Here is a 26,882-nt window from a genome sequence, read left to right on the forward strand (position 1 = left end):
GCCTAGGGTCTGCCCATGGCCTCCCAGGACCGGACGACCGTGATCATCGAGGTGCTGCGCGACGCCTTCGCGCCGCTGATGCGTGCCGACCCGGCGGCCTTCCGCGCCAAGTACCGCAAGATGGCCGCCGACCCGCACGCCTTCTACCGCGGCAGCGCCTGCCTGTTCTTCAACGACGTGACGCAGGAGAAGGACGAGTGGGCCGACCACGGCGCCGAGCGCATCTGGATCCACGGCGACCTCCACGTCGAGAACTTCGGGACCTACCTCAACTCCGACGGCCGACTGGTCTTCGACATCAACGACTTCGACGAGGCGTACGTCGGACACTTCACGTGGGACCTCCAGAGGTTCGCGGCCAGCATGGCCCTGGTCGCGTGGCAGAAGGCCCTCCCCGAGGAGGCGATCCGCAAGCTGATCGCCCGCTACGCGCGCTCCTACCTCGTCCAGGTCAACCACTACGTCGCCTCCGACACCGACGACGAGTTCGAGATCCGGCTCGACAAGGCCGAGGGGCCCGTGCTGATCGCGCTGCAGGAGGCGCGCTCCATGCGCCGCGCCGACCTGCTCGACGAGATGACGGTCCTGGCCAAGGGCGTGCGCCGCTTCGCCGACGGCGGTGGGGCGCGCCGGCTCAAGCGGGACGAGCGCGCCAAGGTGGTCGCCGCGTTTCGCGCCTACCTCGACACCATCCCGCAGTCCAAGCGCTTCGACCGCGCCCTGTTCTACGAGCTGCGCGACGTCGTCGGGATGTCGGGCTTCGGCATCGGCAGCGCCGGCCTGCCGGCGTACAACGTGCTGGTCGAGGGCTACAGCCAGGCTCTGGACAACGACGTGGTGCTCAGCATGAAGCAGGCCAACATCCCGGCCGTGAGCCGTTTCGTGGACACCAGCAAGGTCGACGCCTACTTCGAGCACGAGGGGCACCGCACGTCCGTCAGCCAGCGCGCGCTGCAGGTGCACACCGACCCCCTGCTCGGCCACACGACCATCGACGGCGTCGGCTACATCGTCTCGGAGATCTCGCCCTACGAGGTGGACCTCGACTGGAGCGAGATCAACGAGCCCGACGACATGCGCTCGGTCGTGGACCTGCTCGGCCGTGCGACGGCCAAGATCCACTGCGCGTCGGACGAGGACAGCCAGCAGGACCTCGTCGACTTCGACGTGGAGGCGGCGATCGCGAAGTCGCTGGAGGGGCGGCGCAACGAGTTCGTCCAGTGGCTGTGCGACTGGGGGATCGCGTACGCCGTCCGGGTCCGCGAGGACCACGCGCTCTTCGTCGACGCCTTCCGCGAGGGCCAGGTCGGGATCGCCGCGACCTGACCCCCGCAGAAGAGGGGCTCAGGCGTCGATGTGCGCCATGTTGCCGTAGCGGTCGCCCTGCACGGCGTAGCGCGGGACGGCCTGCTCGAGGGCGCCGAGGTCGTCGGCGGTGAGCTCGACGCCGACGGCACCGACGTTCTCCTCGAGGTACTTCACGCGCTTGGTGCCGGGGATGGGGGCCACGTCGTCACCCTGCGCCAGCACCCAGGCGAGCGCGAGCTGCCCGGGCGTGCAGCCCTTCGCGGCTGCGATCTCGCGGACCTTCTCGACCAGCACGAGGTTGGCGTCGAGCGCCTCGCCCTGGAACCGGGGGAAGTACTCCGAGCGGCGGCGGTCGGCCTCGCCGTCGGCGCCGCGGTCCGCGCTGATCGCGCCGGTGAGCAGGCCCCGACCGAGCGGGGAGTACGGCACGAGGCCGATGCCGAGCTCGCGGATGGTCGGGAGGATCTCGTCCTCGAGGTCGCGGGTGAAGAGGGAGTACTCCGTCTGCAGAGCGGTGATGGGGTGGACTCCGTGCGCCTTGCGGATGTTGGCTGCGGAGGCCTCGGAGAGCCCGAGGTGCCGCACCTTCCCGGCCTCGACGAGCTCCTTCATCGCGCCGACGGTCTCCTCGATCGGGACCGACTGGTCGACGCGGTGCTGGTAGTAGAGGTCGATGTGGTCGACCCCGAGGCGCTGGAGCGAGGCGTCGCAGGCCTTGCGGACGTAGTCGGGGCTGCCGTTGATGCCGACCATCGTGCCGTCGGGGAGGCGCTCGTTGCCGAACTTGGTGGCGAGCTGCACCTCGTCGCGCCGGCCGGCGATCGCCTTGCCGACGAGCTGCTCGTTGGTGAAGGGGCCGTACATGTCGGCGGTGTCGAGGAACGTCACGCCGAGGTCGAGCGCGCGGTGGATCGTGTCGGTGCCGCCCTGCTCGTCGGGCGTCCCGTAGAACTCCGACATCCCCATGCAACCGAGGCCGAGGGCGCTGACGGTGAGGGAGGAGGTGGTGCCGAGCGTGCGCTGTCCGATGTCTGGTGTGGTCATACCTCCACAGAACTCCTTCGAGCGCGCTCCAAGTCAAGCGGCCGTCACGAGGCAGGCGAGACCTGGTGCTCGTAGAGCGCGATCTTGTGGTCGATGGCGCGCAGGTGGGAGGTGACCTCGGCGAGCTGGCGCTCGACGAGCTCGCGGTGGGCGAGCAGCAGGTCCAGGCGCTCGGCCTCGTTGCCGTCGCCCTCGCGGACCAGCGCGGCATAGCGGCGCACGTCCCGGATCGGCATCCCGGTGGCTCGCAACCGCGTCACCATCTGGATCCAGCGCAGGTCGTCGTCGGTGTAGCGGCGGTGGCCCGAGGAGGCACGCTCGACGGAGCGCAGCATCAATCCGTCGCGCTCGTAGTAGCGCAGGGTGTGGGCGGTGAGGCCGGTCCGCTCGGCCGCCTCGGCGATGCTCAGGCTGGTCACCGCACCAGTCTCCGACTTGGAGTGCGCTCCAAGTCAAGCGTCAGAGAGCAGGCCTGTGGAAACGCGCCGACGCGAAGGGCCCGCCGGGGAACTCGGCCTCCGCCTCGTCGTCCGGTCCGGGCTCGACGGAGTCCGCGAAGTCCTCGGCGTCGTCCTGCGGCTCGTAGCCCAGCCGGCGGCCGGGCTCGAGGTCCCACCAGGCGCGCGTGTTGGCGCTGATGCCGTAGAGGACGGCGAAGCCGGGGGCCGGGGCGGTGAGCGCCGCCTCCACCATGCGAACGCCGTCGTCGTGGGACAGCCACGTCGACAGCCCGCGGACGCTGGTCGGCCGCTCCAGGAACGAGCCGATCCGGCAGGCGACCGCGTCGATGCCGTGGCGGTCGGAGAAGAGCTGGAGCAGCGCCTCCGCGGCCACCTTGGCGACGCCGTAGTAGGTGTCGGGCCTCGGGAGGGCCTGGTCGGTGAGCTCGCCCGCCGCCCGTGGGGTGCGGCCGACGGCGTGGTTGGAGGACGCGTAGACGATGCGGGGCACCCGGTGGGCGACCATCGCGTCGAGCAGGGCGGCCGTCGTCACGACGTGCGACGTGAGCTCCTCGGGCAGCGACAGCTCCTCCGGGACGCCTGCGAGGTGCACGACGGCGTCGAGCCGCTCCTCCGAGAAGACCGCCGCGACCGCGTCGGCGTCGGCGCAGTCGGCCTCGTGCCAGGCGTACGGCGTTCCCTCGGGGGCCGGCACCAGGTCGAGCCCGACGACCTCGTGGCCCAGCTCGGCCAGGCCGACGGTGACGACACGGCCGAGGCTGCCGGCGGCTCCCGTGACGAGGACCCGCATCAGATCGAGGTGACGACCTGGCTGAGCAGGCCGCCCATCCGGCTGGCGGCGGCCTTGCCGGCCTCGAGGACCTCCTCGTGGTTGAGCGGCTCGCCGCTCAGGCCGGCGGCCAGGTTGGTGACCAGGCTGATGCCGAGGATCTCCATGCCGGCCTCGCGGGCGGCGATCGCCTCCAGCGTGGTGCTCATCCCGACCAGGTGGCCGCCCATGATCCCGGCCATCCGGACCTCTGCGGGGGTCTCGTAGTGCGGCCCGGGGAACTGGACGTAGACGCCCTCGTCGAGCGAGGAGTCGATCTCCTTGCACATCGCGCGCAGGCGCGGGCTGTAGAGGTCGGTGAGGTCGACGAAGTTGGCGCCGACGATCGGGCTCGTGCCCGTGAGGTTGATGTGGTCGGAGATCAGCACCGGCTGACCGGGCTGCCAGCCCTCCTTGAGGCCGCCGCACCCGTTGGTGAGCACGATGGCCGAGCAGCCGGCAGCGGCCGCCGTACGGATCGGGTGCACGACCGCGGCGACACCCTTGCCCTCGTAGAAGTGCGTGCGCGAGAGGAAGACCAGGAGGTTCTTGTCGCCACTGCGGATGGATCGGATCTTGCCGCTGTGGCCGACGACTGCTGCCGCGCTGAAGCCGGGCAGGTCGGTGGTGTCGATCTCCGCGGTCGCCTCGCCCAGCGCGTCGACGGCGGGCAGCCAGCCCGAACCCAGCACGAGGGCGATGTCGTGGCGCTCCACGCCGGTCAGCTCGGCGAGCTTCGCGGCAGCGGCCTGGGCGTTGTCGTAGGGGTTCTTCTCGCTCATGGGCCGCACTCTAGGGCCCACGCGGGGCTCGTCAGAGGCCGGTCGAGCGGCAGGCGCGCCTGCGCAGTGCGTGGACGTAGTCCTCGGGGGCACCCGCTGCGTCGGCGGCGTCGGCGAGCACGCCGAGGTAGGACGCCGAGGGCAACCCACCCTCGTACGCATCGAGGACGTAGGACCACACGACCATCTCGCCGGTCATCGTCTGCACGCGCACCTTGGTCTTCCGGTAGAGCCCGCTGTCGGCGGCCTCCCAGCCGTCGAGCTGGCGCTCGTCCTCGGGCGTGACGTCGTAGACGGCGACGAAGACCTGCTCGAAGGGGTCCTCCACGATGGTCGACAGCGCGCCGTCCCAGCCGTGCTCCTCGCCTCCGAACGTCAACCGCCACCCCGTCAGCCAGCCCGTGGACTCCAGGATCGAGTGGGGACAGCGCTCGCTCATCCGGGCGGGATCGAGGTTCGTCCCGTAGGCGGCGTAGAGCGTCACGAGGAGCAGGGTATCGAGCCTCGACCTCGGGTGTTCCCCCCGCCGATGCGACAACTAGGGTGGAGGGGTGACCGACACGCACTTCGACACCCTCGTCCTCGGCGCCGGCCCCGGTGGCTACGTCGCCGCGATCCGCGCAGCCCAGCTCGGCCAGAAGGTGGCCGTGGTGGAGGAGAAGTACTGGGGAGGTGTCTGCCTCAACGTCGGCTGCATCCCTTCCAAGGCGCTGCTGAAGAACGCCGAGCTGGCCCACACGCTCCAGCACGAGAAGGCGAAGTTCGGCATCGAGGGCGACGCCACGATGGCCTTCGGTCCCACCCACAAGCGCAGCCGCGACGTGAGCTCGGGCATCGTCAAGGGCGTCCACTTCCTGATGAAGAAGAACAAGATCACCGAGATCGACGGCTGGGGCACCCTCACCGGTCCGAAGGCGATCGACGTCAAGGACAAGGACGGCACCACCACCGGCTACACCTGCGACAACCTCATCATCGCCGCCGGCGCGACCGTCCGGCTGGTTCCCGGCGTGGAGCTCAGCGAGCACGTCGTGACCTACGAGGAGCAGATCCTCACCGACCACCTCCCCGAGTCGATCATCATCGGCGGATCGGGCGCGATCGGCGTCGAGTTCGCCTACGTGATGGCCAACTTCGGCGTCGACGTGACGATCGTGGAGTTCCTCGACCGGATGGTGCCGACCGAGGACGCCGACATCTCCAAGGAGCTCGCCAAGCACTACAAGAAGCTCGGCGTGAAGGTGCTCACCTCCACTGCGGTCAAGAACGTCGAGGACACCGGCTCGGGCGTCAAGGTCACCGTCGCCCCGGCCGCCGGCGGCGACGAGCAGGTGCTGGAGGCCGGCAAGTTCCTCGCGGCCTTCGGCTTCGCCCCGCGGGTGAAGGGCTACGGCCTGGAGAACACCGGGGTCACCGTCACCGAGCGCGGCGCGATCGAGATCGACGACTTCGGCCGCACCAACGTCGACGGCGTGTACGCCATCGGCGACTGCACCGGGAAGATGATGCTCGCCCACGTCGCCGAGGCGATGGGCATCGTCGCGGCCGAGACCATCAACGGCGCCGAGACCATGCCGGTCGCCTTCGACTTCGTGCCCCGCGCGACCTACTGCAACCCGCAGATCGCCTCGTTCGGCTACAGCGAGGCGCAGGCCAAGGAGAAGGGCTACGACGTGAAGACGGCGTCGTTCCCCTTCAGCGCCAACGGCAAGGCGATGGGCCTGGGCGAGCCGATCGGGTTCGTCAAGGTGGTCGCCGACGCCGAGCACAACGAGATCATCGGTGCCCACATGATCGGCCCCAACGTCACCGAGCTGCTGCCCGTGCTGACCATGGCCCAGCAGTGGGACCTCACCGCCGACGAGGTGGCCCGCAACGTCTTCGCCCACCCGACGCTGGGTGAGGCCGTCAAGGAGGCCGTCCACGGCATCGCCGGCCACATGATCAACTTCTGAGGGCCGGTCCTCCATGGCTGACCACATCGTCATCATCGGCGGCGGACCCGGCGGCTACGAGGCCGCCCACGTCGCCGCGCAGCTCGGCGCCGAGGTCACGGTCGTCGACACCGACGGGATCGGCGGCTCGGCGGTGCTCACCGACTGCGTGCCGAGCAAGACGCTGATCGCCACGGCCGAGCTGATGGCCGACATGGGCACCGCGCAGGAGCTCGGGGTCAACTTCCACGACCAGGAGGGCGACGCGGCGACCTCGATCTCGGTCGACCTGGGCCGGGTCAACGCCCGTGTGAAGCGGCTCGCCGCCGACCAGTCGACCGACATCACGGCCCGGCTCGACCGCGACGGCGTACGCGTCGTGAAGGGTCGCGGCCGCCTCGGGCCCGACCTCACCGTCGAGGTCGGCGACGAGACGCTCCGGGCCGACGCGATCATCGTCGCCACCGGCGCCGCACCTCGGACGCTCCCGAGCGCGCAGCCCGACGGCGAGCGGATCCTCACCTGGGAGCAGGTCTACGACCTGACCGAGGTGCCGGAGAAGCTCATCGTGGTGGGCTCGGGCGTGACCGGCGCGGAGTTCGCCAGCGCGTACCTCTCCCTCGGCATCGACGTGACGCTGGTCAGCAGCCGCGACCGGGTGCTGCCCGGCGAGGACGCCGACGCGTCCGCCGTGCTCGAGGACGTGCTCACGCGACGTGGGATGCACGTCCTGGGCGAGTCGCGGATGCAGTCGGTGACCCGCGACGGCGACACCGTCACCGTCACCCTCACCGACGGGCGCACGGTCTCGGGCAGCCACTGCATCCTCGCCCTCGGCTCGATCCCCAACACCGCCGACCTCGGGCTCGAGGAGGCCGGCGTCGCCACCGACGACGGCGGCTTCATCACCGTCGACCGGGTCTCCCGCACGTCGGCACGCGGCATCTACGCAGCCGGCGACTGCACCGGCGTGCTGATGCTCGCGTCGGTCGCGGCGATGCAGGGCCGGATCGCGATGTGGCACTTCCTCGGCGACGCGGTCTCGCCGCTCGACCTCAAGAAGGTCTCCTCCAACGTCTTCACCGCGCCCGAGATCGCCACGGTGGGCTGGTCGCAGAAGGCCGTCGACGCCGGCGAGATCGAGGCGGAGGTCGTCATGCTCCCGCTGGCCGGCAACGCCCGCGCCAAGATGCAGGGCGTCCGCGACGGCTTCGTGAAGCTCTTCTGCCGACCGGGCACCGGCATCGTCGTCGGGGGAGTGGTCGTCGGGCCGCGCGCCTCCGAGCTGATCCACCCGGTGTCGATCGCGGTGGCCGAGTCGCTGACCGCCGACCAGCTCGCGCAGGCCTTCACCGTCTACCCCTCGATGAGCGGGTCGATCGCCGAGGCCGCCCGCCGGCTGCACCGGGTCTGACCCGCACCCCGAGCCCCGATCCCACCCGTGCCTCCGGGCCCGGTCCCGGCTGGCACGCGGGGCACCACCACGTACGCCGGTTGGCGGCGTCGCCCGGCACCTCGGCCGTCACGCTGATCGGGCCGCGGCAGCGCCGGCAGCCCTGCCGCTGGCGACCGGTCACCCAGTGGTCGTCGCCGCGGACGGGCGAGCCGGTGGTGACCTGGTAGGCACCCTGGACGGTCGCGGAGTGCCGCAGCATCGTCGCCCCGCGCTCGACGAGCCGCTCGAGGTCGACCTCGCCGATCGGGGTCCACGGGCTGACGCCGGTCAGGAAGGCGAGCTCGTTGGCCCAGAGGTTGCCGAAGCCCGCCACCGCGCGCTGGTCGAGGAGGGCCGAGACGAACGGCAGCGCCGGGTCGGCCGAGAGTCGGCGCACGGCCTCGGCGGCGTCCCAGTCGTCGCGCAGCGGGTCGGGGCCGAGGTGCCCGACCAGGTCGGCCTCGCGGTCGGTCGGCACGAGGTCGAGGTCGTGGAGCCGGATGCCGTGCACGGCCCGGTCGTCGTCGAGCGTGAGCACCAGTCGCACGTGGGCCTGGAGCTTCGCCGGCAGGCGCTTGCCCGGCGCGAGCGTCGACCACGACCCGTCCATCTTGAGGTGGCTGTGCAGCGTCGCCGCGGGTGAGCCGGCCGTGGCGCTGAAGCGGGTCAGCAGGTGCTTGCCGTGGGTGTCGTGGCCGAGCACCTCGCGGCCGGCGATGTCGCGGGTGGCGAGACGAGGCGTGCGGAAGTCCGAGCGCGCGATCGTGTGGCCCGTGAGCTGGCGGTCGAGCCGGCGCGCGAGCTTCCAGACGCTGTCTCCCTCGGGCACCCGCCCAGTGTCACAGGCGGGTGGGACAGCGGACGTCTCAGCGCCCGTGGAGCCCGCCGCCGCTGGGACCGCCGGCGCTCTGGTTGAGGTAGGCCTGCGCCAGTCCCTTCTGCACCTCGCCGCCCCATCCGTCCCTCGCCAGCTCGGCGGCCGCGCCCACGGTCCCGTCGGCACCCCCGGCGAGGTGCCACGGGACCCAGCGGTCGCCGAGGCGCACCATCCGCACGAGCGGCTCCTCGCCGGCGGCGAGGCGGCGCGCGTCGGCGGCGCAGGTCGCGATCGTGCGTGGGGTCCCGCCGGGCGGGGTCCACTCGACGTCCTGCATCGAGGGTCCGTGCTGGGGGTTGAAGAAGCAGGGTTCGCGGCGCCCGGGGAGCGGGTCGCCGTCGCGGATCGCGATGACGGCAGCCCGGTGGTAGCGGGCGTCGGCGACGACCTGCTCGATCGCGACGACGTCCTCGACGGTCTCGCTCGCGGCGAGGAGGCTCGTGGCCTGGTCGTAGTTCTCCAGCGCGCGGCGGTAGTGGTCGACGGCCTCGGTGTCGGGGGCGTCGCCCAGGGTGTCGACGTGCAGCTCGGCGACCTGCTCGCCGAGGACGGTGACGTCCTCGTCCATCAGCTTGCGTGCCGTGCGCCAGGCGTCCTTGGCGACGAGCTCTTCCTCACGCCTCCGGCGGCGTCCCCCGAACATGTCGCCACCCTGCCAGATCCGGGACGCCGTCCGAAGTGTTCAGCCACCGTCACCGCCTCCGCCGCCACCGCCATCGCCGCCGCCGAAGTCGCCACCACCGCCGTGGCCGTCCCAGCCCGAGAAGTCGTGACCGCCGATCATCCCGCCGTCGTTCCAGGCCCCGGGGTCGGCCCACGCGGCCCCCGCGACGAGGCTGTCCGAGCCGCCGACGGTGGCCCCGGCGTACGTCATGGTGATGCGGTCGGCCTGCACCCGCCCGTCGAGGATCAGCTCGGCGTACCACCCGCCCGCCCACGCGGTGTAGGCCGGGCCGGAGGCGTACCACGGGACGTAGCGGTTGCCGAGGCGCACCATCCGGACCTGCGGCGCCTCGCCCGCGGCGAGCCGCTCGGCGTCGCGGAAGCACACCGCGATGTCGCGCGGGACCCCGCCGAGCGGCGCCCACGACACGTCCCGGCTCGCGGGTCCGTGGCCGGGGTCGAAGAAGCACGGAGGGCGACGGGCGGGCCGCTCGACGCCGTCGCGGGCCGCCAGCACGCAGGCATGGGCGAACCTGCCGTCCGCCAGCGTGCGCGTCACCTCGGTGACGTCGGTCGCCGCGGCCGAGGTCTCGAGACGACGCTTGGCGGACTCGTAGGCGTCGAGGGCCTTCTGGTAGTTGACACGCATCTGGTCGTCGAGGTCGGTCGTGAGCGTCTCGAAGTGCAGGGCGGACAGCTCCTCGCCGAAGACCGTGACATCCTCGCTCGCGGCCCGGCGGACGTGGCGGAAGGCGTCGAGCTCGGCGAGCTCGACCTCACGCCTGTCCCGCCGGCGTCGGCCCATCACCAGACCACTGTCCCACCCCCCGACGGGTTCGGGGAGGCCCGGTTCAGACCGGGCGGGTAACCTCGGGAACTCTGTCCGTCCACGCTCTCGGGGGAGATCCACGCCATGCGCCGTACGCGTCCACCCAGGCTCCTGCTCGCCGTCCTCGCGAGCGCGCTCGTGCTGCCTGTCCTGCCCTCCGCAACGGCCTCGGCCGCGGAGCCCCGCAGGGCGGTGGAGACCTACGCGACGCCGGGCAGCGTCGGCATCGTCCTCACCGGTCACGGCTTCGGCCACGGCAAGGGCCTCTCGCAGTACGGCGCGCTGGGCGCCGCCAAGCAGGGGCTGACCTGGCAGCAGATCGACGAGTTCTACTACCCCGGCACCACGTGGGGGCGGATCGGCGGCAAGATCCGCGTCCTGATCACCGCCGACACCGGCCGTGACGTGCAGGTGGCCGCGCAGCGCGGCCTCGAGGTCACCAGCCTGACCAAGCGGCGGACCTGGCGGGTCCCGCCGATCGCGGCGAAGAAGTGGCGCCTGATCCGTGCGGGCAGCGACACCAGCGTGCAGTACACGAAGGGCGGCGCGTGGCGGACCTGGAAGAAGGTGCCCGGCGAGGCGGAGTTCGCCTCCGCCACGGGGATCCTGACCCTGGTCACCCCGGCCGGCCGCCGTGACTACCGGGGCTCGCTCCAGTCGGTCGCCGCACGCCAGAGCACGAAGCGCGAGACCGTCAACAAGCTCAGCATGGAGGCCTACCTCCGCGGTGTCGTCCCCCGCGAGGTCCCCGCGTCGTGGGCGCCCGCCGCCGTCAGCGCGCAGTCGGTCGCGGCACGGACCTATGCCGCCTTCGAGCGCTCGCACCCCTCTGCTGCCCACTACGACCTCTGCGACACCAGCAACTGCCAGGTCTACGGCGGTGTGGACGACGAGCACCCGGCCGCCACCGCGGCCATCCAGGCAACGGCCAAGCAGGGTCTCTTCTACGACGGCCGTCCCGCCTTCACGCAGTTCTCCGCGAGCAACGGCGGCTACTCGGCCGTCGGCTCGATGCCCTACCTCGTGGCGCAGGCCGACCCCTACGACAGCATCGCGAACCCGGCGTACTCCACCTGGACGAAGGCGATCGACGACACCCAGATCGAGGGGCGCTGGCCGGCGATCGGCGACCTGACGAGCATCGAGGTGACCACCCGCAACGGCTACGGCGACTGGGGCGGCCGCGTCGTCGACATCGCCTTCATCGGGACCACCGGCACGGCGCGCACGGACGGTGACACGGTCCGCGACCACTTCGCCCTCAACTCCGACTGGTTCACCTTCACGGTCACGCCGCGGCAGAAGGGGCAGCTCCGAGAGTGAAGCCCTCCCTCCTGCTCGCCGCGCTCGTCCTCGCGGCCACGGGCTGCAGCGCTGACGGCGCGAGCGGCGACGCCGACGCTCTGCCCGACCCGGTGGTCGACACCGAGGTGACCTCCACCATCGACTACGTGGCGATGGGTGACTCCTTCTCGGCCGGTCCGTTCATCGGCACGATGCGCACCGACCCCGAGGGCTGCGCGCGCTCCAAGGACAACTACCCGGCGTTCCTCGCCGACTGGCTCGACGTGGCGAGCTACACCGACGTCACCTGCTCCGCGGCGACGACGGCCGACTTCTACGCCCCGATGACGCTCTTCAACGGCGGCACCACGGTCCCGCAGATCGACGCCGTCTCGGCCGACACCGACCTCGTGACGATCGGGATAGGCGGCAACGACTTCGGCATCTATGACGGCCTGATCACGTGCCAGAGGCCGGACTCGGCGTGTCCGGTCGCGCAGCTGGGCGCCGACGCGCGCAAGGTCGCCGGCCGCATCGAGCAAGCCGTCCGGCGCGTCACCCGGATCGCCCCCGACGCCGAGGTCCTCGTCGTCGGCTATCCCGACATCCTGCCGACCGAGGGCACCTGCAACGCCGTCGGCGCCTCGCCCGAGGTGCTCGGCCCGGTCACCGAGGTCGCGGGCATCCTCAACGCCTCGCTGCGGAGGGGCGCGGAGGCGGCAGGGGCGTCGTACGTCGACATGGAGACCGTCTCGGAGGGTCACGACGTCTGCGCCAAGGGTCGTGCGTGGGTCAACGGACCGCGCTTCCGGGCGGGCATCGCGGCACCCTTCCACCCGAAGGTCAACGGGATGCGCGCAGTGGCGGCCGAGGTCTTCCGCCAGGTCACCGGCGAGGACGCGGAGATCACGGAGTACGCCGAGCCGGACCCCGACGTCGTGGTGCTCAACCAGTCCTGACTGTCGGACCTCCCTGCTGTGATCTGCCCATGGTGACGGTGGTCGTCGGCGCGCTGGTCCGGGACGGGCGGGTCCTGCTCGCGCACCGTCGGCCCGACAAGGTGGCCTACCCCGACGTGTGGGACCTGCCCGGGGGAGTCATGGAGGACGGTGAGTCCGAGCTCGCGGCGCTCGCGCGGGAGCTGCGCGAGGAGCTCGGCGTGGAGGTCGACGTCGACGCCGTCTCCCACCTGTGCCGCCTGGAGGCGCGGCCCGTCGACGAGCCGGTGGTCCTCAGCGCCCTGCGGGACTAGCCGATCACCAGCACCAGGTCGCCGCCCTCGACGCCCTGGGTCGAGCGGACCGCGAGCCGCGAGACCGTGCCGGCGACCGGCGCGGTGATCGAGGCCTCCATCTTCATCGCCTCGATCGTGGCGACGGTCTGCCCGGCCTCGACCGTGTCGCCCTCGGCCACCGTGACGGTCACCGCGCCGTCGTACGGCGCCGCGACGTGGCCGCCGTTCTTCGGGTCGGCCTTCTCGGCCGAGACGACCTCGGCGGCGACGCTGCGGTCGCGCACCTGCACGGGCCGCAGCTGCCCGTCGATCGTCGCCATCACGTTGCGGAAGCCGCGCTCGTCGGGCTCGCTGATCGCCTCGAGGCCGTAGAGGACGGTCTTGCCCTCGCGCAGCTGCACGGGGTGCTCGCCACCGCGCTGCAGGCCGTAGAGGTAGTCGACGGTCGGCAGCACGGACAGGTCGCCGTAGGCCTCGCGGGACTCGACGAACGCAGCCGTGGGCCCGGGGAAGAGCAGCTCGTTGAGGGTCGTCCGACGGTCGTCGGCCAGGCCCTGCTGCTGCTCGGCGGTGAGGCTCTCGGTCGGCTGCTTCCAGGTCCGGCCGGCCAGGGCCTTGCTGCGGAACGGCTCGGGCCAGCCGCCGGGCGGGTCGCCGAGCTCGCCGTTGAGGAAGCCGATCACTGAATCCGGGATGTCGTACGACGCCGGGTCGGCCTCGAACTCCGCCGGGTCGGCGCCGGCCGCGACGAGGGCGAGCGCGAGGTCGCCGACGACCTTGGACGACGGCGTCACCTTGACGACGTTGCCGAGGATGTCGTTGGCCGCGGCGTACATGTCCTCGACCTGCTCGAACTTCTCGCCGAGACCGAGCGCGATCGCCTGCTGGCGCAGGTTGGAGAGCTGGCCGCCGGGGATCTCGTGGCGGTAGACGCGACCGGTCGGGGCGGGCAGGCCGGACTCGAACGGCGCGTAGACCCGGCGGGTGGCCTCCCAGTAGGGCTCGAGCGCGTTGACCGCGGCCAGCGACAGCCCGGTCTCGCGCGCCGAGTGGTCGGTCGCCGAGACGAGCGCCGACAGCGCCGGCTGGGACGTCGTGCCGGCCATCGAGGCACAGGCGGCGTCGACCGCGTCGACGCCGGCGTCGATCGCCGCGACGAGCGTGGCGAGCTGGCCGCCCGGGGTGTCGTGGGTGTGCAGGTGCACGGGCAGGTCGAACCGCTCGCGCAGCGCGGTCACGAGCGTGCGCGCGGCGGGCGCGCGCAGCAGGCCGGCCATGTCCTTGATCGCCAGCACGTGGGCGCCGGCGTCGACGATCTGCTCGGCCAGACGGAGGTAGTAGTCGAGCGTGTAGAGCGTCTCGTCGGGCGAGGAGAGGTCGCCGGTGTAGCAGAGCGCGACCTCGGCGACCGAGGTGCCGGTGGCGCGGACCGCGTCGATCGCGGGCCGCATCTGCGAGACGTCGTTGAGCGCGTCGAAGATCCGGAAGACGTCGATACCGGTCTCGGCGGCCTCCTGCACGAAGGCCTCGGTGACCTCGGTCGGGTACGGCGTGTAGCCGACGGTGTTGCGGCCGCGGAGCAGCATCTGCAGCCCGATGTTGGGGATCGCCTCGCGGAGCGCGGCCAGCCGCTCCCACGGGTCCTCGGCGAGGAAGCGGAGCGCGACGTCGTACGTCGCCCCGCCCCAGCACTCGACCGACCACAGCTCCGGCGTGGTGCGGGAGACGTGCTCCGCCACGCCGAGCAGGTCGCGTGAGCGCACCCGCGTGGCGAGCAGCGACTGGTGGGCGTCGCGGAAGGTGGTGTCGGTGACGGCGACCCGGTCCTGGGCGCGGAGCCGGCGGGCGAACTCCTCGGGACCGACCTCGCGGAGCAGCTGGCGGGTGCCGGCGGGTGCCGGCTGCGACCGGTCGAGCGACGGCAGCTTGCTGCTCGGCGACACCGAGACCCGTGCCTGGCCGTGCGGCTGGTTGACGGTGACGTCGGCGAGGTAGGTCAGCAGGCGCGAGGCGCGGTCGCCGCCGACCTGCGCCTTGAGCAGCTGCGGGTGGTCCTCGATGAAGGAGGTCGTCACGCCGCCGGCGGCGAAGTCGGGGTCGGCCAGCACGGCCTGGAGGAAGCCGACGTTGGTGGAGACGCCGCGGATGCGGAACTCCAGCAGCGCGCGCCGCGCCTTCTGCACCGCCGACTCGAAGGTGCGGCCGCGACAGGTGAGCTTGGCGAGCATCGAGTCGAAGTGAGGGCTGATCTCGGCGCCGGAGTACGTCGTACCGCCGTCGAGGCGGACGCCCGGCCCACCCGGGGAGCGGTAGGTCGTGATCTTCCCGGTGTCGGGCCGGAAGCCGTTGGCGGGGTCCTCCGTGGTGATCCGGCACTGGAGCGCGAACCCCTGCGGTCGCACCGAGTCCTGCGTCAGCCCCAGGTCGGCGAGCGTGGCGCCGGCGGCGATCAGCATCTGCGACTGGACGAGGTCGACGGCGGTGACCTCCTCGGTGACCGTGTGCTCGACCTGGATGCGTGGGTTCATCTCGATGAAGACGTAGCGGCCGCTGGGGTCGAGCAGGAACTCCACGGTGCCGGCGTTCTTGTAGCCGATCTCGCGCGCGAACCGCACCGCGTCGGCGCACATCCTCATCCGGATGTCGGGGTCGAGGTTGGGAGCGGGGGCGATCTCGACGACCTTCTGGTGGCGCCGCTGGACGGAGCAGTCGCGCTCGTAGAGGTGGATCACCCCATCATCCGAGCCGTCGGAGCCGGTGCCACTAGTTCCATCCGCCAGGATCTGCACCTCGATGTGGCGCGGGTCGACGACCGCCTGCTCGATGAAGACCGTCGGGTCGCCGAAGGCACCCTCGGCCTCGCGCATGCACGTCTCGATCGCCTCGCGGAGGTTCGCGCGGTCGTCCACCCGGCGCATGCCGCGACCGCCGCCACCGGCGACGGCCTTGACGAAGAGGGGCGCCTCGATGGCCTCGGCCGCAGCCAGCAGCTCGTCGACGTCGGTCGACGGCGGGACCGACTCGAGCACGGGTACGCCGGCGGCCTTGGCCGCGGCGATCGCGCGGGCCTTGTTGCCGGTGAGCGTCAGCACCTCGGCGCTGGGGCCGATGAAGGTGATGCCCGCCGCGGCGCACGCCTCGGCCAGGGTCGGGTTCTCCGAGAGGAAGCCGTAGCCGGGGTAGACGGCGTCCGCGCCGCACTGCACGGCGACCGCGACGATCGCGTCGGGGTCGAGGTAGGCCCGCACCGGGTGACCGACCTCGCCGATCTCGTAGGCCTCCTCGGCCTTCATCCGGTGCTCGGACCACCGGTCCTCGTGGGGGAAGACGGCGACGGTCTTCGAGCCGATCTCGCGAGCGGCTCGGAGGGCGCGGACTGCGATCTCACCCCGGTTGGCGATGAGGACCTTGGAGAACATGGCCCGAACGCTATCGAGGGACTGGTGTGACGTGGGTTACTCGTCCGTACCCCGGTCAGGCGGCGGCGCTGTCCTGGGCGCGCCACCACTCGACGGTGGCGGCGAGGCCGGCGGTCAGCGACGTGGGTGCCAGCCCGAGCCGCTGCTCGCTCGCCGATGAGTCGAGCACGAAGGGCGCGGTGAACATGTAGGCCGTCTCTGCCAGCTCGCGCATCTCGCGGGAGACGACGCCGGACGCGCGCAGCACCCACGGCGGGAGCGCCGACATCCTCGGGACGGGCACCCCTCCCGCCTCGGCGACCAGCTCAACCAGCCTGCGCTGGGTGACCGGCGCGGCGGTGGGTGCGTGGAGGAACGAGTTCCAGAGCTCCGGGCGCGCGGCGGCCTCGATCATCGCGGCGGCCAGGTCGGGGACGTAGGTGAACGAGTGCGGCTGGTCGAGGCTGCCGAGCACCCGCATCGTCCGCCCGGCGAGCACGGTCGGGACCAGGCGCTCGCCGGCATGGGCGTTGCGCACCACCGGGCCGTAGAAGTCGGACGCCGCGACGCTCACGGTCGGCGTGGCCGACGCCTCGCGCTGGGCGAGCAGCTCCGTGCGGACGCCGAGCTTGCCGGTGGTCGCGGTCCGCGGCAGGTCCTCGGTCAACGGACCGTCGACCTGGCCGTATGAGTACAGGCTCTCCGGGAACACGACCACCGCGCCGACGCGACCGGCTGCTGCCAGCACGGCCGCCTCGGCCTGCGGGAGCTCGGCGCGCCAGACCCTGGCGTCGTACGCCGACCCGTGGATGCAGTGGTGCACCGCGACCGCGCCGTCGAAGGTCTCGGCGAGGACCTCCGTACGGGAGACGTCGACGCGCCGACGGTCGATGAGGGGGTGGACCGGGCCGCTGCCCGACCGGGTCAGCAGGCGGACCTGGTGGCCCGCGTCGGCGAGCTGGAGGGCGACGGTCGAGCCGACGGGGCCGGCTCCGGTGACGACGTGGACGGTGTTCATGGCTGCTCCTGGGATGAAGTGAGAGCGGTGCTCTCGTTTCTCCTATCGTGCACGACTCGCAACCCGAAAGCAAGAGCACTGCTCTCTTTGGTCACGAGTGCTCGCTCGTGTGGCACGATGGACGCCATGGACACCTCCACTCCCCGGGCCCGGGCACGCGAGCAGACCATGCGCGACATCGTCCGCATCGGACGCGGCCACCTGGCGACCGAGGGAGCCGCAGCCCTGTCGCTACGGGCGGTTGCGCGTGACCTCGGTCTCGTCTCGTCCGCGGTCTACCGCTACGTCGCGAGCCGCGACGAGCTGCTGACCCTGCTCGTCGTCGACGGCTACGACGAGCTCGGCGACGCGGTCGACGCCGCCCTCGAGCGGGTCGACACTGCCGACTTCGCCGGTCGGCTGGCGGCGATCGGCCGCGCGACCCGCGCCTGGGCACTGGCCGAGCCGGCGACGTACGCCCTGCTCTTCGGCAGCCCGGTGCCGGGATACGAGGCTCCCGCGGAGCGCACGACCGGCCCCGGGACCCGGGTGGTCGGACGGCTCGTCGAGGTCTGGGAGGACGCCTGGCAGGCCGGCGCCGTCGACCTCGACGACGCGCCGCTCACGCCGCGACGGTTCTCCCGCGACCTGGGTCGGATCCGTCGCGAGCTGGGCCTGAGTGCCCCGGACCGGCTGGTCGCCCGCGGCCTCTTCGCGTGGGCCGCGCTCTTCGGCTGCCTGTCGTTCGAGGTGTTCGGGCAGTACGGCGCGGACACCCTCACCGACCCCGCCGACCTGTTCGAGGCGCACCTGGCCGCGCTGGTCGAGGCCGTCGGTCTCGCCTGACCGGGCACTTCCTCGCGCTGGATCACGCCGGGCGGGCAGTTCCTCGCGCTGGACCGCGAGGAACTGCCCGCTCAGCACTTCTCAGCGGGAGGAAGTGCCCGGTCGGGCCGTCTCAGCGCGAGGAACTGCCCGGTCGGCGCTCGTCAGATCGCCTGTCCGCAGGCCCCGGACCAGCACGGGGATCGCCACTGCTGCCGCGACCAGGTGGAGGCCCAGCAGGGTGCCGATGGTGGCCCCGTCCGCTCCCCAGAGGAGTGGGGGCACCAGCGACAGGGCGGTCAGCGAGCCGGCCGTCCGGAGGAACAGGTCCGCGGGACGCGCGCTCCACCGCTGCAACGCGGCGGCGATCACGATTCCCACGAGCGTGAAGCCGCCGGTCACGACGGCGATGCCCGAGACCGGGATCGTCTCGTCGCTGCCCTCGACCGCGAGGTCCACGCCCGCGGCCTTCGCCACGGCGGCCACTGCGGCCGTGGCGGCCGCGGCCGCCACGGTGGCGAGCAGGCCGGTGCGCGCGAGCCGCATCATCGGGCACCTCCCTCGAGCTGCGCCGGCAGGCCGAGGTGCGGGAACTGCTCGGGTCCGAAGATCGTGACCTCGGTGATCGCGCCGTCGCTGATCCGCAGCACGTCGAGCGACAGCGGGACGTACGCCGACGCCTGCTCGCGCCACACGTAGTAGCCGACCGCGGGCTGCCGGTTGACCGACGTCGGGACACCGCGCAGGCCGGTGATCTCGGGGTAGCCGCCCTCGATCCAGTCGGCGATCACGGCGTCGCGGCCGATGGTGAGCCCCTGCACGGGCGGCATCGCGAACCTGACGTCGTCGCGGAGCATGCTGGCGATCGTGTCGATGTCGATGGCCATGCTGGCGTCGGTGAAGCGGCGTACGAGCTCGCGGTTGTCGGCGTCGTCGTCGCTGCCCGTCCACTCCTGGCGCTCGGCCGGCAGGTGCTCGCGCATGCCGGCGCGGGCCCGCTGGAGCGCGCTGTTGACCGAGTTCACCGAGTCGCCGAGCAGGTCGGCGACGTCCTTGGCCGGCCAGCCGACGACGTCGCGCAGGATCAGCGCGGCGCGCGGGCGGGGGGCGAGGTGCTGCACCGCGACGACGTACGCCAGCTCGACGGTCTCGCGCGCCATCGCCGCGGTCTCGGGCTCGTCGGCGTCGTCGGCGGTCAGCTCGTCCAGCAGCCGGTCGGGGTAGGGCGACAGCCACAGCACCTCGCCGCCGGCCGCGGGCTCGGGGCGCCGCTTGGCGAGCAGGTCGAGGCAGGCGTTCGTCGCGATCCGGTAGAGCCAGGCGCGGAAGGTCGAACGGCCCTCGAAGGTCTCGCGCCGGCGCCATGCGCGCAGGAAGGTCTCCTGCACCGCGTCCTCGGCGTCCTGGAACGACCCGAGCATCCGGTAGCAGTGGACGTGCAGCTCACGCCGGTGCTTCTCGGCCAGGTCCGAGAACCCCGCCTCGTCCATCGCGCCCAGCTCGCTCACGCCCGGCTCCTCACTTCTCAGCTCCCTGCTCAGCACTGCAGTCATCGTCCATCCTCCGTCGTGTGGTGTCGCTTCTGGAGGTATGACTGCCGCACGGCGCAGAACTCATCACTCAGGGCGCGAGCGCCTTCCCGACGGCGCGGCCGGAGAAGATGCAGCCGCCGAGGAAGGTGCCCTCCAGCGCGTTGTAGCCGTGGACGCCACCGCCGCCGAAGCCGGCGACCTCGCCCGCGGCGTAGAGGCCGGGCACGCGGCTGCCGTCGGCGGCGACGCACTGCCCGTCGAGGTCGGTCTCGAGACCGCCGAGCGTCTTGCGCGACAGGATGTTGAGGCGTACGGCGATGAGCGGGCCATGGGCCGGGTCGAGCACCTTGTGCGGCCTGGCCACGCGGACCAGCCTGTCCGTGCGGCTGCGGCGGGCGTTGTGGATCGCCATCACCTGGATGTCCTTGCTGAAGGAGTTGTCGACCTCGCGGTCGCGCGCCTCGATCTGGTGGCGGAGGACGAAGGCGTCGAGCTTCGGGCCGCGGGCCAGCTCGTTCATCCCGGTGACGAGCTCGTCGAGGTCGTCGGCCACGACGAAGTCGACGCCGTGCTCCTTGAACGCCTCGACCGGCCCCGGCGCACCCTTGGCGAGGCGGCTCTGGGCGAGGAACTTCAGGTCCTTGCCGGTGATGTCGGGGTTCTGCTCGGAGCCGGAGAGGGCGAACTCCTTCTCGATCATCGACTGGGTGAGCACGAACCACGAGTAGTCGTGACCGGCGGCCAGGATCTGCTTCATCGCCCCGATCGAGTCGGCGCCCGGTACGCCGGACATCCCCTCGAGCCGCTTGCCGGTGGCGTCGAACCACATCGACGACGGCCCGGGCAGGATCCGGATCGCGTGGTCGGGCCAGACCGGGTCCCAGTTGTGGATGCCCTCGACGTAGGCCCACATGCGGTCCCGGTTGACCATCGTCGCGCCGGCGGTCTCGGCGATGCCCTGCATCCGCCCGTCCACGTGGGCGGGGACGCCGGATATCAGGTGCTCGGGGGCGGGGCCGACGCGCTCGGTCGGCCAGCTGCGCCGCATCAGCTCGTGGTTGTGACCGATACCGCCGCTCGTCACGACGACCGCGGCGGCGCGGTGCTCGAACTCGCCGGCGGCGTCGCGGCTCGACTTCACGCCTCGCTTGCTCTCGTCGTCGACCAGCACGGTGCCGCGGACGCCGACGACGGCGCCGTCCTCGACGACCAGCTCGTCGACCTGGTGGCGGAACGCGAGGCGGACGAGCCCGTCCGCCTCGGCGCGCTCGACCGGCTCGGCGAAGATCCGGACCACCTCGGGGCCGGTGCCCCACGTGAGGTGGAAGCGGGGGACCGAGTTGCCGTGGCCGGTCGCGCGGCCGTCGCCGCGCTCGGCCCAGCCGACGAAGGGCAGCGACCTGAGGCCGAGGTCGTGGAGGTAGGCGCGCTTGTCGCGGTGGGCGAAGTCGACGTAGGCCCTCGCCCACTGCTGCGGCCAGAAGTCCTCGCCGCGGCCCGGGCCGTCGGTGCCGTCGCCGAGGCGGTCGAACTGCGCCGATCCCTGCCAGTCCTGCCAGGCCAGCTCGGGGGAGTCCGTGATGCCCATCCGCCGCTGCTCGGGGCTGTCGACGAAGAGCAGCCCGCCGAGCGACCACCACGCCTGGCCGCCGAGGTTGGCGCGGTTCTCCTGGTCGAGGACGAGCACCCGCTTGCCGGCGAGCGCCAGCTCGTGGGTGGCGACGAGGCCGGCGAGGCCGGCGCCGACGACGATGACGTCGGGGGTGAAGGTGTCCGTGCTCATCGAGGCTCCTGCGGGTAGCGGCTGACGATCATCTCGGCGAGCAGGCGCAGCGCGCGCTCGACGGTGCGGCCGGGGGCGGCCGTCGGGTCGGGGTCGAGGGCGGAGAACGCCAGCCCGTCGAGCATGTTGACGACGATGCTCAGCACGGCGGCGAGGTCGTCCGCGGGGAGCCTCGCCCCCCACAGCTCGGTGGCGACGACGAGCATCTGGGCCTGCAGCGACTCGCGCGCGGGCAGCATGGCCCCGCGCAGGTCGGCGTCGGCTCGGGCCGCGACGAGCAGCTCACGCCAGGTCTGGTTGGCAGGGGAGAGGACGACCTCGCGGAGGCGGCCGAGGACCACGACCACCTCGTCGACCGTGTCGACACCGGTGTCCACCGTGGTGCGGAAGTCCTCGACGTTGCGCTCCGCGACGTGCTCGGCGGTCGCGACCAGCAGCGCCTGCCGGGTGGGGAAGTGCCGGAACAGCGCTCCTTGGCTGACGCCTGCCTCCGTGCAGACCGCGGCGGTCGAGGTGGCGGCGTACCCCCGCTCGGCGAGGCAGCGCACGGTCGCGTCGAGGAGCGCGGTGATCGTCCCCTCGCGGCGCTCGGCCTGGGTACGCCGCTGGGCTGGGGTGACGGTCACCCCACGAGTCTCACATAAAAAGTGAGTGCTCGCTATCTATCAGTCCCTGTTGCTCAGCTGACTGCCGTCGCGTCCGACTCCGACACGGGACGGAAGTAGGTGGCTCGCACGAGGGCGTCGAAGAGCGAGAGCATGATGTTCTCGATCTCGCCCATCGGGGTCGAGAAGCGCACCATCACGACCTGCTTCGTCTGTGGCACCGGGACCCAGTAGTCGGCCATCAGCCGCAGGGCCCCGGACTGCTTGACGGCAGGCTCGTCGGCGACCTCGATCGGCTGCACGCGGTGCGAGCGCAGCGCCGGGCCGCCCCCGCCCGACACCTCGGTGAGCGACGCGGCCAGCTCGGGGCTGGACTGCCGCAGGCTCTCGGAGAGGACGGCCAGGACGTGATCGGGCTCGGTGCCGATGGTCGGGCTCATCCGCAGGCGGGTGGGGGCGTAGACCACGAGGGTCACCGGCAAGGGTGAGCCCGGTGCGATCTCGGTCGAGAACATCATGCTGCGCGCCTCGGCCTCCTGTGCTGCCCGGACCGCCTGGCGGAGGTCGCGGCGCAGGTCGGCTCTCACGTGCGCCCGGTCGTCGGCGGCCCCGATCACGTCGCGTACGACGGCCTTGATCGACGTCTCGCTGTGCGCTCCACCACGCAGGTCGACGCTGTGCCAGGTGCCCGGGAGGCGGAAGTGCAGTCGGGGAATGCTCACGCGGGCTTCTTCCACTCCCCGTAGCGCTTCTGCATCGCGATCATGCTGATTCCGCCCTCCCCGTAGGAATCGGAGAACGTCGGCGTCAGTTCCTTCGCGGCCGCCCGCAGGTCGACCGGTTCTTCCTCAGCGTCATCGGCAAACGCCATCAGGCTGATCCCGTTGGGCTCCCACGGAGCGCTGAGCCAGATCGCCTTCACGATCGCGTCGAGGTCCTCGGAGCTCATCGCGTCGGCGCCGTCCACCCGGAGCTCCATGGAGACCCCGTGCCCGAGCCCGTCCACCACCCGCTCGCTCTTCGTCACGCTCACCACGCGTGGGCTCGAGGCCTCGACCGCGTCGTTGATGCCACTCAGGTCCATGGTCTTCCCATCCTCGGGGGTCTCTTCTCTGGCGCACGCTGCCAAGGTCGCGGTGCCGAGCGCGAGCAAGGCTCCCCGACGGCTGATGAGGCGCATCGCGATCACTCCTGGAAGTGGTAGTACGACGGGACGCTCGGCAGCCCACCTGGCTGGGGGAAGTAACTGTTCAGCCCGGGGTGGTTCTGGTTGATCTGGGCGAGGTTGTTCTGGAGGGTCTGCGAGTAGGCCGTGGCGTTGTGGATATTTCCGACGTCGGTCGGGCCGCTCGCCGCGGACGAGGGCTCCGAGATCGTCGTCCAGTTGCTGCCGTGGTCGGGCGATCCGTCACCGACCGCCGAGTCGAGTCGCGGGACCGGGTCGTAGTCGTGCTGGATGGAAACCACGTCGACCGAGTCGGGGATCGGCATGTGGTCGATCGGGGCACCCGAGACGATGATCGCGTCCACGCCTAGGTCGGAGTTGTACGCCGCCAGGTGGCCGGCCATGATCCCGCCCTGGCTGAACCCGACCAGCATCAGGTGGTCGGCGGGAGTGATGCCGGCCTGCTCGATCGCGGAGAGCACGGCGGCTTCGTACTGCGCCTGCAGCGCCGGGGTCATCACGAGGGCCAGGTTGGAGTCGAGGTCGTTGACCGCGCCCTGATCGCCGAACCGCGAGAGCCACTCCTGGGTGCTCGGCAGGGTGACGGTGTAGTACCACCCGTCGGGTCCGAGCACCTTGGTGACCTTGACGACCGACTCGTCCGAACCACCGAGGCCGTCGACCTCCTTGGTCCCTGTGAGCACGTTCGCGAGGGTGGGGTCCTCGTCGAGCGGGTGATCGGGGGTGTAGGGAGTGACGGTCGGGTTGGGGCCTGTCACGTCGGAGTAGATGCTCCACGCGATGAAGGCAGCGAGCACCCCCACCACGACCACGGCCAGCACCAGCGAGACGCCGAGCGCGACAGCGATGACGACGATGACGGCCAGCAGGACCAGCACCTCGAGGATCGCCGTGATCGTGTCGGCCAGCTTCTGGAGGACGTCGACGATGGCCTCGAAGAAGCCGCCGATCCAGCCGGCGAGGCCCTCGAGGAAGTCGCCGAGGTCGTCGAAGAACTCGCCGACCTTGTCCCAGAAACCCTCGTTGGTGTCGGCGATCGCGTCCTCGATCCGCCGGATCGCGTCCTCCGCCGCTTCGTTCATGTCGTCGCGGGCCTGGTCGATCTTGTCCTGGGCGTCGTCGACCGCGCCGTCGGCCCGGCCCAGCCTGCCGCGGGCGGACGAGAGGTTGTCGTCCTGGCTCGAGGTGTCGGCGCCGTCAACGGCGTTGTCGAGCGCGGACTGCGCCGCGTCGACCTCGTCGCGGGCGTTGGCCGCATCGGTCCGGGCGTCCGCGAGCTCCTCGGCCGCGGCCTCGGCCTTGAGGTGCGCGTCGGTGAGCTCGACGGCGTAGTCACGGATCGCCTTGGCGGTGCCGTCGTAGCGGCCATGGATCCGTTCGAGCTGGCCCCGCACGTCGTTCGCCAGGCTGTGCAGCGCCGCGACGGCCTTGGACTCGTCGTCGTCGACGATGCCGTCCAGGGAGTCGATGACGTCCTGGATCCGGTCGGAGGTGCGCAACAGCTCGGCGGCCCGGTCGGTCAGGGCGTCGGGGTTGCCTTCGAGGACGCTCACCTGGGGTTCGCCATCTTGTCGTCGAGGTCGATGAAGGTGTCGTGGATCGCCTGCATGAAGTCCGCCACGGACGCGAGTCCGTCGCGGAGCTCCTCGCGGGCCACGTCCCAGTCGTTGCCGAAGTCCTCGATCTTGTCGGCCAGTCCGTCGTGGCCGGTCAGCTCGCCGATGTCATCGGCGAACCCCTCGGCGTCGTCGAACTCGTTCTTGAGCGTGCGCGCCGTGCTCGCCGTCCGCGACAGACGGCCCAGGTCGATGTCGATGTCGGCCATGGCTATGGCTCCTCGTCCGTTGGCGGTCGCAGGAGCGCTCCTACGGCCCGGTCGACCTCGCGGGTCTGGTGCCTCAGCGCGGCCAGCTCGGCCGCAGTTGGTGGCGCACCTTGGCGCACGCGTTCCATCGCCTCACGGACGGCGCCCCCCAGGGCCGATGCTGACACGGTGCACAACCTAGTTGGGCTTGACGCACTCGGACAACGAACCCCGACATCAGGCGCTGGGTCAGTCCTTGATCTCGCAGATCACGGCGCCGTTGGTGACGGTCGCGCCGACCTCGGCCTGGAGGCCGGTGACGGTGCCGGCCTTGTGGGCCTTGAGCGGCTGCTCCATCTTCATCGCCTCCATGACGACGATGACGTCGCCCTCGGCGACCTCGGCGCCGTCGGTGACGGAGACCTTGACGATGGTGCCCTGCATGGGGGAGGTGACCGAGTCGCCCGACGCGGCCGCCCCGGCCTTCTTGGTGGAGCGCTTCGCCTTCTTCGCGCCACCTCCGGCACCGCCGCCGACGGACAGCCCGCCGAGCCCGGCCGGCAGCACGACCTCAAGGCGCTTGCCGCCGACCTCGACGGTGACCTTCTGCCGCTCACCGGCCTCCTCGGCCTCCGCGGAGTCGCCGGACCAGGGCTCGATCTGGTTGTCGAACTCGGTCTCGATCCACTGCGTGTAGACGCTGAACTCGCCGCTCTCCCCATCCTTGGCGGACGGCGTCGACGAGCCGACGAAGGCCGGGTCGGAGACGACCGCGCGGTGGAAGGGGATGACCGTCGGCATGCCGTCGACGACGAACTCGTCGAGGGCCCGGCGCGAGCGCTCGAGCGCCTGCGTGCGCGTCGTACCGGTGACGATGAGCTTGGCGATGAGGGAGTCGAACGAGCCCGGGATGGTCTCGCCGTTCTCGTAGCCGCCATCGAGACGGACACCAGGGCCGGACGGCGGGCTCCAGGCCGACAGGGTGCCGGGCGCGGGCATGAAGTTGCGCCCGCCGTCCTCGGCGTTGATGCGGTACTCGATCGAGTGGCCGCGGATCTCCGGGTCGCCGTAGCCGAGCTCCTCGCCGGCGGCGATGCGGAACATCTCGCGGACCAGGTCGATGCCGGTGACCTCCTCGGACACGCAGTGCTCGACCTGGAGGCGGGTGTTGACCTCGAGGAACGAGATCGTGCCGTCCTGCGCGACGAGGAACTCGCAGGTGCCGGCGCCGTAGTAGCCGGCCTCGGTGAGGATCCGCTTCGACGACTCGTAGAGCTCGCTGACCTGGTCGTCGGTGAGGAACGGCGCGGGCGCCTCCTCGACGAGCTTCTGGTTGCGGCGCTGCAGCGAGCAGTCGCGGGTGCTCACGACGACGACGTTGCCGTGCTGGTCGGCCAGGCACTGGGTCTCGACGTGGCGCGGCTTGTCGAGGAACTTCTCGACCAGGCACTCGCCGCGCCCGAAGGCGGTGACCGCCTCACGGACCGCGGACTCGTAGGCGTCGGGGATCTCCTCGATCGTGCGGGCGACCTTGAGGCCGCGCCCGCCGCCGCCGAAGACGGCCTTGATCGCGACCGGGAGGCCGTTGGCCTCGGCGAACGCAACGACCTCGTCGGCATCCTTGACCGGGTCCTTGGTGCCCGGGGCCAGCGGAGCGTTGGCGCGGTCGGCGATGTGCTTGGCCTTGGCCTTGTCGCCGAGCGCCTCGATCGCCGCCGGCGGGGGACCGATCCAGATCAGCCCGGCGTCGATGACGGCCTGGGCGAAGTCGGCGTTCTCGGCCAGGAAGCCGTAGCCGGGGTGCACCGAGTCGGCGCCGGTGTCGGCGGCGACCTTGATGATCTTGGCGATGTCGAGGTAGGAGTCGGCAGGCGTCGCGCCGCCGAGCGAGTGGGCCTCGTCGGCGAGGCGGACGAAGAGCGCGTCGCGGTCGGGCTCCGCGTACACCGCGACGGAGCCGATGCCGGCGTCCTTGCAGGCGCGGATGACACGGACGGCGATCTCGCCACGGTTGGCGATCAGGACCTTCTTCAAGCTCACGCGGGACTCCTGGGTCGGGCGAGGGTGGCCATGTGCGCTGGCCGGGAAAAGCA

26 protein-coding genes are annotated in these 26,882 nt (G+C 71.5%); 7 read left to right on the forward strand and 19 right to left on the reverse strand.

The features are described from left to right. Positions 1 to 15: 15 nt before the first annotated feature. On the forward strand, positions 16 to 1,326 hold the full coding sequence (locus EUA06_RS08760; protein WP_129474671.1) for a DUF2252 domain-containing protein: 1,311 nt from the start codon (positions 16 to 18) through the stop codon (positions 1,324 to 1,326). Positions 1,327 to 1,344: 18 nt separating this feature from the next. Here the strand turns inward: EUA06_RS08760 and EUA06_RS08765 are convergent, their stop codons facing one another. Genes EUA06_RS08765 through EUA06_RS08785 form a run of 5 tightly spaced genes read right to left on the reverse strand, consistent with a single transcriptional unit; the run spans position 1,345 to position 4,887 of the window. After that, positions 1,345 to 2,352: an aldo/keto reductase gene (locus EUA06_RS08765; protein WP_129474673.1), complete on the reverse strand. Its 1,008-nt coding sequence runs from the start codon at positions 2,350 to 2,352 to the stop codon at positions 1,345 to 1,347. Between the two features lie 44 nt (positions 2,353 to 2,396). Continuing rightward, complete coding sequence (locus EUA06_RS08770) at positions 2,397 to 2,771, reverse strand: MerR family transcriptional regulator (protein WP_129474675.1); 375 nt, start codon at positions 2,769 to 2,771, stop codon at positions 2,397 to 2,399. 40 nt (positions 2,772 to 2,811) lie between these two features. Next, positions 2,812 to 3,603 carry an NAD-dependent epimerase/dehydratase family protein gene (locus EUA06_RS08775; RefSeq protein WP_129474677.1) on the reverse strand — a complete coding sequence of 264 codons (792 nt, stop codon included), beginning with the start codon at positions 3,601 to 3,603 and terminating at the stop codon, positions 2,812 to 2,814. Beyond that, positions 3,603 to 4,403 carry a purine-nucleoside phosphorylase gene (locus tag EUA06_RS08780; protein WP_129474679.1) on the reverse strand — a complete coding sequence of 267 codons (801 nt, stop codon included), beginning with the start codon at positions 4,401 to 4,403 and terminating at the stop codon, positions 3,603 to 3,605. The genes EUA06_RS08775 and EUA06_RS08780 overlap by 1 nt, the downstream gene beginning before the upstream one ends. A 31-nt stretch (positions 4,404 to 4,434) precedes the next feature. After that, the gene (locus EUA06_RS08785; RefSeq protein ID WP_129474681.1) at positions 4,435 to 4,887 is read right to left on the reverse strand and encodes a gamma-glutamylcyclotransferase; all 453 of its coding nucleotides are present in this window, start codon (positions 4,885 to 4,887) and stop codon (positions 4,435 to 4,437) included. A 67-nt stretch (positions 4,888 to 4,954) separates the two neighbouring features. On the opposite strand from EUA06_RS08785, the gene lpdA reads away from it, so the two are divergent. Both lpdA and EUA06_RS08795 read left to right on the forward strand, forming a co-directional pair. After that, entirely contained in the window at positions 4,955 to 6,358 is a 1,404-nt protein-coding gene (lpdA, locus tag EUA06_RS08790) for a dihydrolipoyl dehydrogenase (protein WP_129474683.1), read from the forward strand. Positions 6,359 to 6,371: 13 nt separating this feature from the next. Continuing rightward, positions 6,372 to 7,751 (forward strand): NAD(P)H-quinone dehydrogenase, encoded by a 1,380-nt coding sequence (locus EUA06_RS08795; RefSeq protein ID WP_129474685.1) that lies wholly within the window; start codon positions 6,372 to 6,374, stop codon positions 7,749 to 7,751. Here the strand turns inward: EUA06_RS08795 and EUA06_RS08800 are convergent. From EUA06_RS08800 to EUA06_RS08810, 3 genes are read right to left on the reverse strand one after another with little or no spacing between them, the layout of a single operon-like run. Then, positions 7,687 to 8,601, reverse strand: a complete 915-nt coding sequence (locus EUA06_RS08800) for a DNA-formamidopyrimidine glycosylase family protein (protein ID WP_129474687.1) — start codon at positions 8,599 to 8,601, stop codon at positions 7,687 to 7,689. The genes EUA06_RS08795 and EUA06_RS08800 overlap by 65 nt on opposite strands. 37 nt (positions 8,602 to 8,638) lie before the next feature. After that, positions 8,639 to 9,292, reverse strand: coding sequence for a hypothetical protein (locus EUA06_RS08805; protein ID WP_129474689.1), 654 nt, complete (start codon positions 9,290 to 9,292; stop codon positions 8,639 to 8,641). A gap of 39 nt (positions 9,293 to 9,331) precedes the next feature. Continuing rightward, complete coding sequence (locus EUA06_RS08810) at positions 9,332 to 10,120, reverse strand: hypothetical protein (protein WP_129474691.1); 789 nt, start codon at positions 10,118 to 10,120, stop codon at positions 9,332 to 9,334. A 105-nt stretch (positions 10,121 to 10,225) separates the two neighbouring features. On the opposite strand from EUA06_RS08810, the gene EUA06_RS08815 reads away from it, so the two are divergent. The 3 genes from EUA06_RS08815 to EUA06_RS08825 are packed head-to-tail and all read left to right on the forward strand — an operon-like array spanning position 10,226 to position 12,677. Further along, positions 10,226 to 11,464 carry a SpoIID/LytB domain-containing protein gene (locus EUA06_RS08815; protein WP_129474693.1) on the forward strand — a complete coding sequence of 413 codons (1,239 nt, stop codon included), beginning with the start codon at positions 10,226 to 10,228 and terminating at the stop codon, positions 11,462 to 11,464. Next, entirely contained in the window at positions 11,461 to 12,384 is a 924-nt protein-coding gene (locus EUA06_RS08820) for an SGNH/GDSL hydrolase family protein (protein ID WP_129474695.1), read from the forward strand. Before EUA06_RS08815 ends, EUA06_RS08820 begins: the two co-directional genes overlap by 4 nt. 29 nt (positions 12,385 to 12,413) lie before the next feature. Continuing rightward, on the forward strand, positions 12,414 to 12,677 hold the full coding sequence (locus EUA06_RS08825; protein WP_129474697.1) for an NUDIX domain-containing protein: 264 nt from the start codon (positions 12,414 to 12,416) through the stop codon (positions 12,675 to 12,677). Here EUA06_RS08825 and EUA06_RS08830 read toward each other — a convergent pair. Continuing rightward, positions 12,674 to 16,078 (reverse strand): pyruvate carboxylase, encoded by a 3,405-nt coding sequence (locus EUA06_RS08830; RefSeq protein WP_129474699.1) that lies wholly within the window; start codon positions 16,076 to 16,078, stop codon positions 12,674 to 12,676. The genes EUA06_RS08825 and EUA06_RS08830 overlap by 4 nt on opposite strands. 55 nt (positions 16,079 to 16,133) lie before the next feature. Then, complete coding sequence (locus EUA06_RS08835) at positions 16,134 to 17,075, reverse strand: NAD-dependent epimerase/dehydratase family protein (protein WP_129474701.1); 942 nt, start codon at positions 17,073 to 17,075, stop codon at positions 16,134 to 16,136. A gap of 126 nt (positions 17,076 to 17,201) precedes the next feature. Between EUA06_RS08835 and EUA06_RS08840 the strand changes: the two genes are divergently transcribed. Then, complete coding sequence (locus EUA06_RS08840; protein WP_129474703.1) at positions 17,202 to 17,900, forward strand: TetR/AcrR family transcriptional regulator; 699 nt, start codon at positions 17,202 to 17,204, stop codon at positions 17,898 to 17,900. A gap of 81 nt (positions 17,901 to 17,981) precedes the next feature. Here the strand turns inward: EUA06_RS08840 and EUA06_RS08845 are convergent, their stop codons facing one another. The 9 genes from EUA06_RS08845 to EUA06_RS08885 all read right to left on the reverse strand — a co-directional run bounded on the left by EUA06_RS08845 (position 17,982) and on the right by EUA06_RS08885 (position 26,829). Then, entirely contained in the window at positions 17,982 to 18,428 is a 447-nt protein-coding gene (locus EUA06_RS08845; RefSeq protein ID WP_207208272.1) for a DUF6069 family protein, read from the reverse strand. Then, a complete protein-coding gene (locus EUA06_RS08850) occupies positions 18,425 to 19,432 on the reverse strand; it encodes an RNA polymerase subunit sigma-70 (RefSeq protein WP_129474705.1) in 1,008 nt (335 codons plus the stop codon). The genes EUA06_RS08845 and EUA06_RS08850 overlap by 4 nt, the downstream gene beginning before the upstream one ends. Positions 19,433 to 19,499: 67 nt before the next feature. Continuing rightward, a complete protein-coding gene (locus tag EUA06_RS08855) occupies positions 19,500 to 21,194 on the reverse strand; it encodes an FAD-binding dehydrogenase (protein ID WP_129474707.1) in 1,695 nt (564 codons plus the stop codon). Then, entirely contained in the window at positions 21,191 to 21,820 is a 630-nt protein-coding gene (locus EUA06_RS08860; RefSeq protein ID WP_129474709.1) for a TetR/AcrR family transcriptional regulator, read from the reverse strand. The genes EUA06_RS08855 and EUA06_RS08860 overlap by 4 nt, the downstream gene beginning before the upstream one ends. Positions 21,821 to 21,873: 53 nt before the next feature. Next, positions 21,874 to 22,521, reverse strand: coding sequence for a hypothetical protein (locus tag EUA06_RS08865; RefSeq protein WP_129474711.1), 648 nt, complete (start codon positions 22,519 to 22,521; stop codon positions 21,874 to 21,876). Continuing rightward, on the reverse strand, positions 22,518 to 22,979 hold the full coding sequence (locus EUA06_RS08870) for a hypothetical protein (RefSeq protein WP_129474713.1): 462 nt from the start codon (positions 22,977 to 22,979) through the stop codon (positions 22,518 to 22,520). Before EUA06_RS08870 ends, EUA06_RS08865 begins: the two co-directional genes overlap by 4 nt. 5 nt (positions 22,980 to 22,984) lie before the next feature. After that, positions 22,985 to 24,538, reverse strand: a complete 1,554-nt coding sequence (locus EUA06_RS08875; RefSeq protein ID WP_129474715.1) for an alpha/beta hydrolase — start codon at positions 24,536 to 24,538, stop codon at positions 22,985 to 22,987. Then, entirely contained in the window at positions 24,535 to 24,810 is a 276-nt protein-coding gene (locus EUA06_RS08880) for a hypothetical protein (RefSeq protein ID WP_129474717.1), read from the reverse strand. Before EUA06_RS08880 ends, EUA06_RS08875 begins: the two co-directional genes overlap by 4 nt. Positions 24,811 to 25,038: 228 nt before the next feature. Then, entirely contained in the window at positions 25,039 to 26,829 is a 1,791-nt protein-coding gene (locus tag EUA06_RS08885) for an acetyl/propionyl/methylcrotonyl-CoA carboxylase subunit alpha (protein WP_129474719.1), read from the reverse strand. Between the last annotated feature and the right edge of the window lie 53 nt (positions 26,830 to 26,882).

The sequence above is a fragment of the Nocardioides glacieisoli genome, assembly GCF_004137245.1.
Lineage (GTDB): Bacteria > Actinomycetota > Actinomycetes > Propionibacteriales > Nocardioidaceae > Nocardioides > Nocardioides glacieisoli.